Origin of the sequence: Kluyvera ascorbata (assembly GCF_023195735.1) — a bacterium.
GTDB lineage: Bacteria > Pseudomonadota > Gammaproteobacteria > Enterobacterales > Enterobacteriaceae > Kluyvera > Kluyvera ascorbata.
Map to the genome: position 1 here is coordinate 542,335 of NZ_CP096201.1, position 13,107 is coordinate 555,441.

14 protein-coding genes and 1 tRNA gene are annotated in these 13,107 nt (G+C 53.7%); 12 read left to right on the plus strand and 3 right to left on the minus strand.

Going from position 1 to position 13,107, the window contains the following annotated elements:
- Positions 1 to 87: 87 nt before the first annotated feature.
- From rplU to cgtA, 4 genes are all read left to right on the plus strand, one after another.
- The gene (rplU, locus tag MY052_RS02595) at positions 88 to 399 is read left to right on the plus strand and encodes a 50S ribosomal protein L21 (protein WP_003025032.1); all 312 of its coding nucleotides are present in this window, start codon (positions 88 to 90) and stop codon (positions 397 to 399) included.
- Between the two features lie 19 nt (positions 400 to 418).
- On the plus strand, positions 419 to 676 hold the full coding sequence (gene rpmA / locus MY052_RS02600; protein ID WP_035891128.1) for a 50S ribosomal protein L27: 258 nt from the start codon (positions 419 to 421) through the stop codon (positions 674 to 676).
- A 113-nt stretch (positions 677 to 789) separates the two neighbouring features.
- Positions 790 to 1,755: a DMT family transporter gene (locus MY052_RS02605; protein WP_248538153.1), complete on the plus strand. Its 966-nt coding sequence runs from the start codon at positions 790 to 792 to the stop codon at positions 1,753 to 1,755.
- 15 nt (positions 1,756 to 1,770) lie between these two features.
- Positions 1,771 to 2,946 carry an Obg family GTPase CgtA gene (gene cgtA / locus MY052_RS02610; RefSeq protein ID WP_248538154.1) on the plus strand — a complete coding sequence of 392 codons (1,176 nt, stop codon included), beginning with the start codon at positions 1,771 to 1,773 and terminating at the stop codon, positions 2,944 to 2,946.
- 122 nt (positions 2,947 to 3,068) lie between these two features.
- Here cgtA and dacB read toward each other — a convergent pair whose 3' ends face one another.
- Positions 3,069 to 4,502, minus strand: a complete 1,434-nt coding sequence (gene dacB, locus MY052_RS02615) for a serine-type D-Ala-D-Ala carboxypeptidase (RefSeq protein ID WP_248538155.1) — start codon at positions 4,500 to 4,502, stop codon at positions 3,069 to 3,071.
- 246 nt (positions 4,503 to 4,748) lie between these two features.
- On the opposite strand from dacB, the gene greA reads away from it, so the two are divergent.
- Positions 4,749 to 5,225 (plus strand): transcription elongation factor GreA, encoded by a 477-nt coding sequence (gene greA / locus MY052_RS02620; protein WP_035891119.1) that lies wholly within the window; start codon positions 4,749 to 4,751, stop codon positions 5,223 to 5,225.
- A 153-nt stretch (positions 5,226 to 5,378) separates the two neighbouring features.
- Here greA and yhbY read toward each other — a convergent pair whose 3' ends face one another.
- On the minus strand, positions 5,379 to 5,672 hold the full coding sequence (gene yhbY / locus MY052_RS02625; RefSeq protein ID WP_035891263.1) for a ribosome assembly RNA-binding protein YhbY: 294 nt from the start codon (positions 5,670 to 5,672) through the stop codon (positions 5,379 to 5,381).
- Positions 5,673 to 5,798: 126 nt separating this feature from the next.
- Between yhbY and rlmE the strand changes: the two genes are divergently transcribed.
- The 6 genes from rlmE (at position 5,799) to MY052_RS02655 (ending at position 11,392) form a co-directional block, all read left to right on the plus strand.
- Positions 5,799 to 6,425, plus strand: a complete 627-nt coding sequence (rlmE, locus tag MY052_RS02630; RefSeq protein ID WP_035891117.1) for a 23S rRNA (uridine(2552)-2'-O)-methyltransferase RlmE — start codon at positions 5,799 to 5,801, stop codon at positions 6,423 to 6,425.
- Between the two features lie 103 nt (positions 6,426 to 6,528).
- Positions 6,529 to 8,460, plus strand: coding sequence for an ATP-dependent zinc metalloprotease FtsH (gene ftsH, locus MY052_RS02635; protein ID WP_035891115.1), 1,932 nt, complete (start codon positions 6,529 to 6,531; stop codon positions 8,458 to 8,460).
- 95 nt (positions 8,461 to 8,555) lie between these two features.
- The gene (folP, locus tag MY052_RS02640) at positions 8,556 to 9,404 is read left to right on the plus strand and encodes a dihydropteroate synthase (protein ID WP_115073705.1); all 849 of its coding nucleotides are present in this window, start codon (positions 8,556 to 8,558) and stop codon (positions 9,402 to 9,404) included.
- Positions 9,397 to 10,734, plus strand: a complete 1,338-nt coding sequence (gene glmM, locus MY052_RS02645) for a phosphoglucosamine mutase (RefSeq protein ID WP_035891112.1) — start codon at positions 9,397 to 9,399, stop codon at positions 10,732 to 10,734. The genes folP and glmM overlap by 8 nt, the downstream gene beginning before the upstream one ends.
- 225 nt (positions 10,735 to 10,959) lie before the next feature.
- Complete coding sequence (gene secG, locus MY052_RS02650) at positions 10,960 to 11,292, plus strand: preprotein translocase subunit SecG (protein WP_035891109.1); 333 nt, start codon at positions 10,960 to 10,962, stop codon at positions 11,290 to 11,292.
- 13 nt (positions 11,293 to 11,305) lie between these two features.
- Positions 11,306 to 11,392, plus strand: a tRNA-Leu gene (locus MY052_RS02655).
- Between the two features lie 150 nt (positions 11,393 to 11,542).
- Here the strand turns inward: MY052_RS02655 and MY052_RS02660 are convergent.
- The gene (locus tag MY052_RS02660; RefSeq protein WP_248538156.1) at positions 11,543 to 12,079 is read right to left on the minus strand and encodes a carboxymuconolactone decarboxylase family protein; all 537 of its coding nucleotides are present in this window, start codon (positions 12,077 to 12,079) and stop codon (positions 11,543 to 11,545) included.
- A 116-nt stretch (positions 12,080 to 12,195) separates the two neighbouring features.
- Between MY052_RS02660 and MY052_RS02665 the strand changes: the two genes are divergently transcribed.
- Positions 12,196 to 13,101 (plus strand): cupin domain-containing protein, encoded by a 906-nt coding sequence (locus MY052_RS02665; RefSeq protein ID WP_248538157.1) that lies wholly within the window; start codon positions 12,196 to 12,198, stop codon positions 13,099 to 13,101.
- Positions 13,102 to 13,107: the final 6 nt, after the last annotated feature.

The window sequence follows — 13,107 nt, forward strand, 5'->3', positions numbered from 1 at the left end:
CGCGTTTTGCGTAATATTCGCGCCCTATTGTGAATATTTATAGCGCACTCTGAATCACACGAAGAGGTGCGCGGAAGCGGAGTTTATATGTACGCGGTTTTCCAAAGTGGTGGTAAACAACACCGAGTAAGCGAAGGTCAGACCGTTCGCCTGGAAAAGCTGGACATCGCAACTGGCGAATCTGTTGAATTCGCTGAAGTTCTGATGATCGCAAACGGTGAAGAAGTCAAAATCGGCGTTCCTTTCGTTGATGGCGGCGTTATCAAAGCTGAAGTTGTTGCTCACGGTCGTGGCGAGAAAGTTAAAATCGTTAAGTTTCGTCGTCGTAAACACTACCGTAAGCAGCAGGGCCATCGTCAGTGGTTCACTGATGTGAAAATTACTGGCATCAGCGCTTAAGTTAAGGGGAGCAGATTAAATGGCACATAAAAAGGCTGGTGGCTCGACTCGTAACGGTCGCGACTCAGAAGCTAAACGTCTGGGCGTAAAACGCTTCGGCGGCGAATCCGTTCTGGCTGGTAGCATCATCGTTCGTCAACGTGGTACTCAGTTCCACGCTGGTTCTAACGTAGGCTGCGGCAAAGACCACACTCTGTTTGCTAAAGCAGACGGTAAAGTGAAATTCGAAGTGAAAGGCCCGAAAAACCGTCGTTATATCAGCATCGTTGCTGAATAAGTTTTTCGCGTCCCGGTAACGGATGAAAGCCCCGCAACGTGTTGCGGGGCTTTTTACATTCGACGCCAGGAAAATGATGGGTTGTACCACCGTTTCAGGGCAGGGAATCCGGAATGAAGCAGCAGGCGGGCATCGGTATCATGTTGGCGCTTACCACAGCGATTTGCTGGGGGGCACTGCCAATTGCCATGAAACAGGTTCTGGAAGTCATGGAACCGCCCACCATCGTCTTCTACCGCTTTTTGATGGCAAGCTGTGGCCTTGGCCTCATTTTGTCCTGGAAGCGCAAGCTGCCCTCTTTGCGGCTGTTTCGCAACCCGCGCTGGCTAGTTCTGCTGCTTATCGCAACCGGCGGGCTGTTTGGTAACTTCGTGCTGTTTAGCTCATCGCTGCAGTACGTAAGCCCTACGGCGTCCCAGGTTATCGGCCAACTCTCGCCCGTTGGGATGATGGTTGCCAGCGTCTTTATCCTCAAGGAGAAGATGCGCGGTACGCAGGTAGTGGGCGCACTCATGCTTATCTGCGGGCTGGTCATGTTCTTTAATACCAGCCTGATTGAAATTTTTACCCGCCTGACCGATTACACCTGGGGTGTGATTTTTGGGGTTAGCGCGGCGATGGTCTGGGTGAGTTACGGTGTCGCGCAAAAGGTGTTATTGCGACGCCTGGCATCACAGCAGATCCTCTTTTTATTGTACGCTTTATGTACAATTGCACTGCTGCCGTTAGCAAAACCTGAGGTTATTGGGCTGCTGAGCGACTGGCAGCTAGCCTGTCTGATCTTCTGTGGTCTGAACACACTGGTCGGTTATGGGGCGCTCGCGGAAGCGATGGCGCGCTGGCAGGCGGCACAGGTGAGCGCGTTAATCACGCTGACTCCTCTGTTTACCCTGTTATTTTCAGATTTATTATCAATGGCCTGGCCCGATTTCTTCGCCAGACCGATGTTGAACCTTATTGGTTACCTCGGTGCGTTTGTCGTGGTTGCGGGCGCGATGTATTCCGCCATTGGTCATCGTCTATGGGGGCGGTGGCGTAAGCGTGAAGCGGTTGTTCCGTTACCCCGCGCAGGCGAATGATTTACGGAGAGTAAAATGAAGTTTGTTGATGAAGCAACGATCCTGGTCGTAGCAGGTGATGGCGGTAATGGTTGCGTAAGCTTCCGCCGTGAAAAATATATTCCTCGTGGTGGTCCTGACGGCGGTGACGGCGGTGACGGCGGTGACGTCTGGATGGAAGCCGACGAGAACCTGAACACCCTGATTGACTACCGTTTCGAAAAATCTTTCCGCGCTGAACGTGGCCAGAACGGTGCGAGCCGTGACTGTACCGGTAAACGTGGTAAAGACGTCACCATCAAGGTGCCGGTGGGTACCCGCGTTATCGATCAGGGCACTGGCGAAACCATGGGCGATATGACCAAACACGGTCAACGTCTGATGGTCGCTAAAGGCGGCTGGCACGGTCTGGGCAACACCCGTTTCAAATCTTCCGTGAACCGTACGCCGCGTCAAAAGACCATGGGTACGCCGGGCGATAAACGTGACCTTCAGCTCGAACTGATGCTGCTGGCGGACGTGGGTATGCTGGGTATGCCGAACGCCGGTAAATCCACGTTTATCCGCGCGGTGTCTGCGGCGAAACCAAAGGTGGCTGACTATCCGTTTACCACCCTGGTACCAAGCCTTGGCGTTGTGCGTGTCGATAACGAGAAGAGCTTCGTGGTCGCCGACATCCCTGGTCTGATTGAAGGCGCATCTGAAGGCGCTGGCCTCGGTATCCGCTTCCTGAAGCACCTTGAGCGCTGCCGCGTGCTGCTGCACATCATCGATATCGATCCAATCGACGGTTCCGATCCGGCTGAAAACGCCAAAATCATCATTGGTGAACTTGAGAAATACAGCGAGAAGCTGGCGAATAAGCCACGCTGGCTGCTGTTTAACAAGATCGACACCATGGATAAAGCGGAAGCTGAAGCGAAAGCCAGAGCGATTGCCGAAGCGATGGGTTGGGAAGATAAGTACTACCTGATCTCCGCAGCAAGCCAGGTTGGCGTGAAAGATCTGTGCTGGGACGTGATGAACTTCATCATCGAGAACCCAATTGCTCAGGCTGAAGAAGCTGCCCAGCCAGAGAAAGTCGAGTTCATGTGGGATGACTACCATCGCCAGCAGCTCGACGAAGTCGCCGCAGAAGCGGAAGACGAAGAGTGGGATGACGACTGGGATGAAGACGACGAAGAAGGCGTTGAGTTCATCTACAAACGTTAATTCAACGTCCTCTGTAGCCCGGCCGAACGAAGTGACGCCGGGATCCCCGGAGTCGGTGTTATCACACCTCGTCCGGGCTACAAATATCAAATAAAAAGGGCCGCGTCTGCGGCCCTTTTTTATCAGTTGTTCTGATAAATATCCTTGTACAACCGGCTCTCAAAGCGTACCAGCGGAATACGTCGATTACGCTGATCCGCAGGCGGCACGGCGTACCCTGACAGATACTGCACAAACGCCATACGCTGCCCGCTGGCGGTAGTAATAAAGCCCGCCAGGTTGTATACACCCTGCAGTGAACCGGTCTTCGCCGAAACCTTACCATCTACGCCCGCCTGATGCAGGCCCGCGCGGTACTGTAATGAACCGTCGTGGCCGGCAAGCGGTAGCATGGAGATGAAGTCCAGCTCGCTATCGTGCTGGGCAATATACTGCAACGCCTGCATCATGGTGGCTGGCGCGATCAGGTTATGTCGCGATAGGCCGGAGCCGTCGGCAATGATCGTATTACCCAAATCTACGCCTGCCTGCTGACGCAGGATCTGGCGAACCGCATCTGAGCCCGCTCGCCAGGTGCCTGGCACGCCAAAGCGCGAATGGCCAATCATACGAAACACGGTGTCGGCGATCATGTTGTCCGATTTTTTCAGCATGATCTTCAGTAAATCGTGCAGCGGCGCTGACTGCTTGCTCGCGATCACGGTGCCGGGCTCATTCACCAGCGTCTGGCGCAGCAGCGTACCGGTGTATGTGATCCCGGCCTGCTTGAGCTCATCTTTAATAATCGCCCCGGCATAGCTTGCGCCATCCTGAATGGCGAACGCCAGCGGCAGCGGGTCTGTACGCTGTGGCAGACAGCCGGTGAGCGTGTAGCGGTTCAGGTCGCCAGGCACCACATCCAGCTCGCAGTATTGAGCTTCCGGCGAGCCTTTGGCCAGCGTACGCACCTGGCTGAACATCGTCACCGGGTAGTAAGAGGCAATGCGGATGAACGCCAGGTCGTTAGCTTTCTGGGCGCTATAAAGTGAAATAGAGAAGCAGTTGCGGTCGATAATCGCGGCAGCGGGCGGTGCACTGAAGCACTGCGTCAAATCGTTCCATGGCCAGCCTGGTGCTTTATCGTGGCTGGCGAAAATGGACGTGTCGATCATGACGTTGCCATCAATATTCTGTACGCCAGCCTTTTTCAACGCCGCGACCATATTGCGAATATCCTGGCGTTTTAGCGTAGGATCGCCACCAAATCTCGCAATAAGGTCGCCTTTAAGAGTGCCGTTATCCACGCTGCCTTTACTTTCAAGCGTGGTGGTAAAGCGGAAATCCGGGCCAAGCTGGAGCAGGGCTGCCAGCGCGGTAAGTACCTTTTGGGTACTGGCCGGTAGCGCCATCTGCTGGCCGTGATAATCAATCAGCGGCGCGGGGGCGCCCACTTTCTGTACCAGAAGCGCGAGGTTGGCCCCGTCGGGCAGCTGATTGATATATTCATCAACATTCGCGGCCTGAACGCTAAACGCTATACTGGTAGTCAATCCGATGATAAATCTGGAAAATCGCATAATCTCGCGCTAACAACCTGGAAACAAGCCGTCATACTACGGCGCAACGCCCTGTAAAGTAAACGATGACCCGTAGTGAACTTCGGGGTAAAATGCGTATCAAATTAAAAATTGCTGCTGACCTGGGGCTTCGTACCCGGGTCGGTTTTCTTTTGCTTCTGGCCTGGTGTTGATAGCGACTCAGGCGGGCTTAGCAGCCGGAGCGGGGCGAACCGCTCCCAACAGGAATGTTTAAGAGGTATAACAATGCAAGCTATTCCGATGACCCTTCGTGGTGCAGAAAAACTGCGTGAAGAACTGGACTTTCTGAAGTCCGTACGCCGCCCAGAAATCATTGCGTCCATCGCCGAAGCGCGCGAGCACGGCGATTTGAAAGAGAACGCGGAGTACCATGCTGCCCGTGAGCAGCAGGGCTTCTGTGAAGGACGTATCAAAGATATCGAAGCGAAGCTGTCTAACGCGCAGGTTATCGACATCACCAAGATCCCGAACAATGGTCGCGTGATTTTCGGTGCTACCGTGAAGGTGTTGAACCTGGATAACGACGAAGAGCAGACTTACCGCATCGTGGGCGACGACGAAGCTGATTTCAAACAGAACCTGATCTCCGTTAACTCACCAATTGCCCGTGGGTTGATTGGCAAAGAGCAGGATGACGTGGTCACTATCCGCACCCCGGGTGGTGAAGTTGAATTCGAAATCATCCACGTGGATTATCTGTAAGATTTGTTCAACACTGAATTGTTGAACAAGTGTAAAGATAAGAAAAAGGCCGCATAGCGGCCTTTTATCAAGCATAAGAGCGTGGCATGTTGCTAGCCCTTGTATAGAAAATCCCTCATTTAACACAATGTTGTGTCAGAAATTAGGATATTCTTAACGTGGCAGCGAGATTTTACGTTCTTTACCAGGGCGATAAAGCACCAGCATCTTACCGATGACCTGTACATTACAGGCGCCGGTTTCGCGAACGATAGCGTCCACAATCAAAGTTTTGGTCTCTCTGTCTTCCGAGGCGACTTTCACCTTGATAAGTTCATGGTGCTCTAACGCTTGTTCAATCTCGGCCAGTACCCCTTCGGTCAAACCATTGTTGCCAAGCATAACGACAGGCTTGAGCGGATGTGCGAGACCTTTTAGGTGCTGTTTTTGTTTAGTACTCAGATTCATCGTATATTTTTGCTTACGTTGGGATTGAAAACGGGTCATTCTACCGCCATCTCCCATATATCGCCAAACAGTGCGTAGAAATTTACGCCGAAAGGCTACGATGAACTGCCCCGATGGGAATGTTAAATGACAGGTAAAAAGCGTTCTGCCAGTTCAAGCCGCTGGCTTCAGGAACACTTTAGCGATAAATATGTTCAAGAGGCACAGAAAAAGGGGTTACGTTCCCGTGCCTGGTTTAAACTTGATGAAATACAGCAAAGTGACAAACTTTTTAAACCGGGGATGACGGTAGTCGACCTCGGTGCTGCTCCAGGAGGCTGGTCACAGTACGTGGTCACGCAGATTGGCGGCAAAGGCCGCATTATCGCTTGCGATCTTTTACCTATGGATCCAATCGTTGGTGTGGACTTCCTTCAGGGCGATTTTCGTGATGAACTCGTGATGAAGGCATTACTGGAACGCGTGGGTGACAGTAAAGTACAAGTTGTCATGTCAGATATGGCACCAAACATGAGCGGAACGCCGGCGGTTGACATCCCCCGGGCCATGTATCTGGTGGAACTGGCGCTTGAAATGGCTCGTGATGTGTTAGCGCCGGGCGGAAATTTTGTAGTGAAAGTGTTCCAGGGCGAAGGCTTCGATGAGTACCTAAGGGAAATTCGCTCCCTGTTTACGAAGGTTAAAGTTCGTAAGCCGGACTCTTCGCGTGCGCGTTCACGTGAAGTGTACATTGTAGCGACCGGGCGAAAATGATAGACGGTGGTTTTTCAAACGAAAGTTTGAAAGAAGCTGGATATAGAGTATCCTGACGCTGTTTTTAACACAGTTGTAATATGAGGTTAATCCCTTGAGTGACATGGCGAAAAACCTAATACTCTGGCTGGTCATTGCCGTCGTGCTGATGTCAGTATTCCAGAGCTTTGGGCCCAGCGAATCGAACAGCCATAAGGTGGACTACTCTACCTTCCTGCAAGAGGTCAATAACGACCAGGTTCGCGAAGCGCGTATCAACGGACGTGAGATCAACGTTACCAAGAAAGATAGTAACCGTTACACGACTTACATTCCGGTTAACGATCCGAAGCTGCTTGATAACCTGCTGACGAAAAACGTCAAAGTGGTTGGTGAGCCGCCTGAAGAACCAAGCCTGCTGGCTTCTATCTTCATTTCCTGGTTCCCGATGCTGCTGCTGATCGGCGTCTGGATCTTCTTCATGCGCCAAATGCAGGGCGGTGGTGGCAAAGGTGCCATGTCGTTCGGTAAGAGCAAGGCGCGTATGCTGACGGAAGACCAGATCAAAACCACCTTTGCCGACGTTGCAGGCTGCGACGAAGCGAAAGAAGAGGTGGGTGAGCTGGTTGAGTACCTGCGTGAACCGAGCCGTTTCCAGAAGCTGGGCGGTAAAATCCCGAAAGGTGTGCTGATGGTTGGCCCTCCGGGTACCGGTAAAACGTTGCTGGCAAAAGCGATTGCTGGCGAAGCGAAAGTTCCGTTCTTCACCATTTCCGGTTCTGATTTCGTAGAAATGTTCGTCGGTGTTGGTGCATCTCGTGTGCGTGACATGTTCGAACAGGCTAAGAAAGCGGCACCATGCATCATCTTCATCGATGAAATCGACGCCGTAGGCCGCCAGCGTGGCGCAGGTCTGGGCGGTGGTCACGATGAACGTGAGCAAACGCTGAACCAGATGCTGGTTGAGATGGATGGCTTCGAAGGTAACGAAGGTATCATCGTTATCGCAGCAACTAACCGTCCAGACGTACTTGACCCAGCGCTGCTGCGTCCAGGCCGTTTCGACCGTCAGGTTGTGGTTGGTCTGCCAGACGTTCGTGGTCGTGAACAGATTCTGAAAGTGCATATGCGTCGAGTGCCGCTGGCACCAGATATCGATGCGGCAATCATTGCTCGTGGTACTCCTGGTTTCTCCGGTGCAGACCTGGCGAACTTAGTGAACGAAGCAGCGCTGTTTGCAGCTCGTGGCAACAAGCGCGTGGTATCGATGGTTGAGTTCGAAAAAGCGAAAGACAAAATCATGATGGGTGCGGAACGTCGCTCCATGGTGATGACGGAAGCGCAGAAAGAATCCACCGCTTACCACGAAGCAGGCCACGCGATTATCGGTCGCCTGGTACCGGAACACGATCCGGTGCACAAAGTGACGATTATCCCACGCGGTCGTGCGCTGGGTGTGACCTTCTTCCTGCCTGAAGGCGACGCGATTAGCGCCAGCCGTCAGAAACTGGAAAGTCAGATCTCCACCCTGTACGGCGGCCGTCTGGCAGAAGAAATTATTTATGGCGTAGAACATGTTTCTACCGGTGCATCGAACGACATTAAAGTCGCGACGAACCTGGCACGTAACATGGTCACCCAGTGGGGCTTCTCCGACAAACTCGGTCCGCTGCTGTATGCGGAAGAAGAGGGCGAAGTATTCCTGGGCCGCTCTGTCGCCAAAGCGAAACACATGTCCGATGAAACCGCGCGTATCATCGACCAGGAAGTGAAAGCGCTTATCGAACGTAACTACGCTCGTGCTCGCCAGCTCCTGAACGACAACATGGATATTCTGCATGCAATGAAAGATGCGCTCATGAAATATGAGACCATCGATGCACCGCAGATTGACGACCTGATGGCTCGCCGCGACGTGCGTCCGCCAGCAGGCTGGGAAGAACCGGGTTCATCCAACAACTCTGGCAACACGGGGAAACCAAGTGCGCCGCGTCCGGTTGATGAACCGCGCGCTCCGGACTCTGGCACCATGTCAGAGCAGCTGGGCGACAAATAAGTTATCCCATCGTTGATGACTGTGCTTCACCTGAAACCCTGGGGCTTGCTCCAGGGTTTTTTTATGTCACAAATAACAAATAAGAAGGAATCGCTATGAAACTCACCGCCCAGGGCTCCATCCTGGATCTTTCCCATCCGCACGTGATGGGGATCCTCAACGTAACGCCGGACTCGTTCTCTGACGGCGGCACGCACAATACGTTGGTTGAGGCGGTGAAACATGCGAACCTGATGATTAACGCCGGCGCGACGATTATTGATGTGGGTGGAGAGTCCACGCGTCCTGGCGCGCTGGATGTCAGCGTTGAAGAAGAGCTGGAACGCGTTATCCCGGTGGTGGAGGCGATTGCCCAGCGCTTTGAAGTATGGATTTCTGTCGATACCTCAAAACCTGAGGTTATCCGTGAATCCGCCCGCGTCGGGGCACACATCATCAATGATATTCGCTCACTGAGCGAGCCGGGTGCGTTGGAAGCGGCGGCGGAAACCGGGTTGCCGGTGTCGTTGATGCACATGCAGGGTAATCCAAAAACCATGCAGGAAGCGCCGAAATACGACGATGTTTTTGCCGAGGTGAATCAGTATTTTGCGGAGCAGATCGCGCGCTGTGAACGTGCTGGGATCGCAAAAGATAAATTGTTGCTCGACCCGGGGTTCGGTTTCGGTAAAAATCTCTCCCATAATTACGCATTACTCGCTCGCCTGTCAGAATTCCACCACTTCGGTTTGCCACTGTTTGTCGGCATGTCGCGGAAATCGATGATTGGCCAACTGCTGAACGTGGGGCCATCAGAACGCCTCAGCGGCAGCCTGGCGTGTGCGGTGATTGCAGCTATGCAGGGCGCGCATATCGTTCGCGTCCACGATGTCAAAGAAACTGTTGAGGCGATGCGTGTGGTTGAAGCCACGCTGTCTGCGAAGGGAAAAAAACGTTATGAGTAATCGCAAGTATTTTGGTACCGATGGGATTCGCGGTCGCGTAGGTGATGCGCCAATTACCCCTGATTTTGTGCTGAAGCTCGGTTGGGCGGCGGGTAAGGTGCTGGCAAGTCACGGCTCACGTAAGATCATCATTGGTAAAGATACCCGTATCTCCGGCTATATGCTGGAGTCAGCGCTGGAAGCCGGTCTGGCGGCAGCGGGGCTCTCTGCCTCCTTCACCGGTCCGATGCCAACGCCTGCGGTTGCTTATCTGACCCGCACCTTCCGCGCAGAAGCGGGTATCGTTATCTCGGCATCACATAACCCATTCTATGACAATGGCATCAAATTCTTCTCCATTAATGGCACCAAACTGCCGGATGAAGTTGAAGAGGCGATTGAAGCCGAAATGGAAAAAGAGATCACCTGCGTGGACTCTGCTGAGCTGGGTAAGGCGAGCCGTATCGTTGACGCCGCTGGCCGTTATATTGAGTTCTGCAAAGGGACATTCCCTAACGATCTTAGCCTGAACGGTTTAAAAGTCGTGGTCGATTGTGCCAACGGCGCAACCTATCATATCGCGCCGAACGTGCTGCGCGAGCTGGGCGCGACCGTTATTGCCATTGGCTGCGAACCGAACGGCGTGAACATTAACGAAGAAGTTGGGGCAACCGATGTGCGTGCGCTGCAGGCGCGCGTGCTGGCGGAAAAAGCCGATGTCGGTATCGCGCTGGACGGTGACGGCGACCGCGTCATTATGGTTGACCACGAAGGTAACAAGGTCGATGGCGATCAGATCATGTACATCATTGCTCGCGAAGCGCTGCGTCAGGGGCAACTGCGCGGTGGTGCCGTGGGCACGCTGATGAGCAATATGGGTCTGGAAGTGGCGCTGAAGCAGCTGGGTATTCCGTTTACCCGCGCGAAAGTGGGCGACCGCTACGTGCTGGAAAAAATGCAGGAGAAAGGCTGGCGTATCGGGGCGGAAAACTCCGGTCACGTGATCCTGCTGGACAAAACTACCACGGGCGACGGTATTGTTGCTGGCCTGCAGGTGGTTGCGGCGATGGTGCGTAACCACATGAGCCTGCACGATCTGTGCAGCGGCATGAAGATGTTCCCGCAGGTGCTGGTCAACGTGCGCTATACCGATGGAAAATCTAACCCGCTGGAAAATGATGCGGTTAAAGCGGCGGCTGCAGAAGTGGAAGCGGCGTTGGGTAACCGTGGTCGTGTTTTACTGCGCAAATCCGGCACCGAGCCGCTGATTCGCGTCATGGTTGAAGGTGAAGAAGAAGCGCAGGTGACCGCGTTTGCCCACCGTATTGCCGATGCAGTAAAAGCGGTATAATAGTTATCTAAGTCACTCAAAAGGCGGCGCTTGCCGCCTTTTTATTGTTGATTACACGTTGTTTTGCTGTTTTTTTCCGCAGTTGATACAATGTGTCAAAATTGCCCTTGCGAAGGTCATTCGCTTTGGTTAGTATTCACACCCGCTTCAGTGGGAAACATAAACATCCCGCTTTATTGGTTGAAGCACTTGGTACGCGGTGTCCCCGCAAGGAACAGGTTGATTATGTACGAAGCTCTTTTAGTTGTTTTCCTTATTGTAGCGATTGGCCTTGTGGTCCTCGTTATGCTGCAGCAAGGTAAAGGCGCTGATATGGGAGCCTCCTTTGGAGCAGGCGCTTCCGCTACACTGTTTGGTTCTAGTGGTTCTGGTAACTTCATGACCCGTATGACCGCCGTGTTTGCGACGCTGTTCTTCATTATCAGTCTGGTACTGGGCAACATCAACAGTAACAAGATCAATAAAGGAAGCGAGTGGGAAAATCTGACTGCGCCTAAGACTGAGCAAACGACTCAGCCAGCGGCACCGGCCCAGCCGACCAGCGATATCCCGCACTAATAGCAGTATCTGTACCGAGGTGGTGGAATTGGTAGACACGCTACCTTGAGGTGGTAGTGCCCTAACGGGCTTGTGGGTTCGAGTCCCATCCTCGGTACCAATATTCCGAAAGAAAGACGCTGAAAAGCGTCTTTTTTTTCGTCTGTATAAAACCACGTGAATTCGTAGATCGAATAAGGCAACGCCACCATTCGGCTTTCTGCGTTGCCTTGTCTGATGGTGCTACGCTTATCAGTCCTTTAGGACTGGGTTAGTCAGCCTTAGGAAAATCGATAACAGTGTCGTTCACGCGGTTCACCATGTTGGTGAACAGAATGGCGCTGATGGTGCTGATGGCTTCAATCACCTGACGGTCGCTGAATCCGGCGTCACGCAGCGCTGTGACATCAGCTTCCGGCAACGTACCCGTGGTGGTCACCAGCGTCTGCGCAAATTTTGCCAACGCGTCGAGATGCGCATCTTCAGCGTACTGCCCGCGGCGCAGTTCACGAATCTGCTCGCTGCTGAAGCCGGCCTTTTTCGCCATCATGCTGTGTGCGGCCAGGCAGTAATCACACCCGGTGGCTTCGCTGACGGCAAGGTTGATAGTCTCCAGTTCTTTCGCATTCAGGCTGCCTTTGTGCAGCATCGTATTATGCGCCAACGCCTGTTGCAGTGATTCAGGTGAATGCCCGCCAATGGTCAGATAGGTATTCGGCACTTTCCCCATCGCTTTTTTGATACCGCCAAAAATCTCTGCGGCTTTCCCTGTTACGTCTTGTTCACGGATTTCAGCTAAACGGCTCATGTCATACTCCTGTTACTAGAGGGTTTGTAGTGGCAATGACGTCATCTTAGTCGCAAGGACCGTGCTAGACTGGCGCTCTTCGTCTCATCTTTTTGTCTTATCGTCTCAGGAGTGATATGGACAGTCTTAGCCATCTCTTGACGCTGTTAGCCCCGCGCTGCGAAGTGAATCTGCACTGCCGTTTTGGCGGACGCTGGCAGGCAGGGCACGAGCAGATGCGTTCCGGCATTGTGCCCTGGCATTTTGTGTTGCGGGGGGAAGGGCGCCTCACCGTGGGGAGCCAAACCCGGCATATGCGCGCGGGAGATGTCATTTTGTTGCCACACGGTTCGCCGCATCTGATGGAGAGTCTGGTTGAGTGGGGACAAGTGCTGCCTGTTGCTCATCGCTTTAACGGTACGCTGACCGAAATGCGCACCGGCAGTGAAAGTGACGCGCTGGAGATGCTGTGCGGTGAGTTTTATTTTGGCCCGCACGTTAGCTGGCTTTTTGCCGAAGAGTCAGAGCTTATTCATCTGCACACCGATGAGCGGGAAGATTGCCCAGAGCTGGAGATTCTGCTCAACGTACTGGTGCGCGAGAGTCTGGCCGAGCATCCCGGTGGCAGCGCCATTGTCCGAAGCCTGGGGGACACGCTGTTGGTGCTGCTTCTCCGTACGCTGCTGGGGGCAGAGGAGCCACCGGGGGGATTGTTGCGCCTGATGGGGGATGAACGGCTGATGCCCGCGGTGCTGGCCGTTCTTGCCTCGCCGGAACAGCCCTGGACCATGGAAAGCATGGCAGCGCGCGCCTTTTTATCGCGCGCGACTTTTGCCCGCCACTTTGCCCGCGCTTATCACCTGACGCCGCAGGCCTGGCTGACGCAACTGCGCATGGCGATGGCGGCGAGATTGCTGCATCAGGACAGACAGGCCCGGCTCGACCTGATTGCCGAGCGCTGTGGATTTCAGTCGCTGGCATCGTTCTCAAAGACTTTCAAAAAGCACTATGGCCTGACCCCGGGAGAATGGCGGCGCCGGTAGACCAGT

Coding starts and splice junctions, on each gene's coding strand:
- glmM (WP_035891112.1), top strand. CDS start 9,397: ATGAGTAATCGCAAGTATTTTGGTACCGATGGGATTCGCGGTCGCGTA.
- ftsH (WP_035891115.1), top strand. CDS start 6,529: ATGGCGAAAAACCTAATACTCTGGCTGGTCATTGCCGTCGTGCTGATG.
- rplU (WP_003025032.1), top strand. CDS start 88: ATGTACGCGGTTTTCCAAAGTGGTGGTAAACAACACCGAGTAAGCGAA.
- MY052_RS02660 (WP_248538156.1), bottom strand. CDS start 12,079: ATGAGCCGTTTAGCTGAAATCCGTGAACAAGACGTAACAGGGAAAGCC.
- cgtA (WP_248538154.1), top strand. CDS start 1,771: ATGAAGTTTGTTGATGAAGCAACGATCCTGGTCGTAGCAGGTGATGGC.
- MY052_RS02605 (WP_248538153.1), top strand. CDS start 790: ATGAAGCAGCAGGCGGGCATCGGTATCATGTTGGCGCTTACCACAGCG.
- dacB (WP_248538155.1), bottom strand. CDS start 4,502: ATGCGATTTTCCAGATTTATCATCGGATTGACTACCAGTATAGCGTTT.
- greA (WP_035891119.1), top strand. CDS start 4,749: ATGCAAGCTATTCCGATGACCCTTCGTGGTGCAGAAAAACTGCGTGAA.
- folP (WP_115073705.1), top strand. CDS start 8,556: ATGAAACTCACCGCCCAGGGCTCCATCCTGGATCTTTCCCATCCGCAC.
- yhbY (WP_035891263.1), bottom strand. CDS start 5,672: ATGAATCTGAGTACTAAACAAAAACAGCACCTAAAAGGTCTCGCACAT.
- rlmE (WP_035891117.1), top strand. CDS start 5,799: ATGACAGGTAAAAAGCGTTCTGCCAGTTCAAGCCGCTGGCTTCAGGAA.
- secG (WP_035891109.1), top strand. CDS start 10,960: ATGTACGAAGCTCTTTTAGTTGTTTTCCTTATTGTAGCGATTGGCCTT.
- rpmA (WP_035891128.1), top strand. CDS start 419: ATGGCACATAAAAAGGCTGGTGGCTCGACTCGTAACGGTCGCGACTCA.
- MY052_RS02665 (WP_248538157.1), top strand. CDS start 12,196: ATGGACAGTCTTAGCCATCTCTTGACGCTGTTAGCCCCGCGCTGCGAA.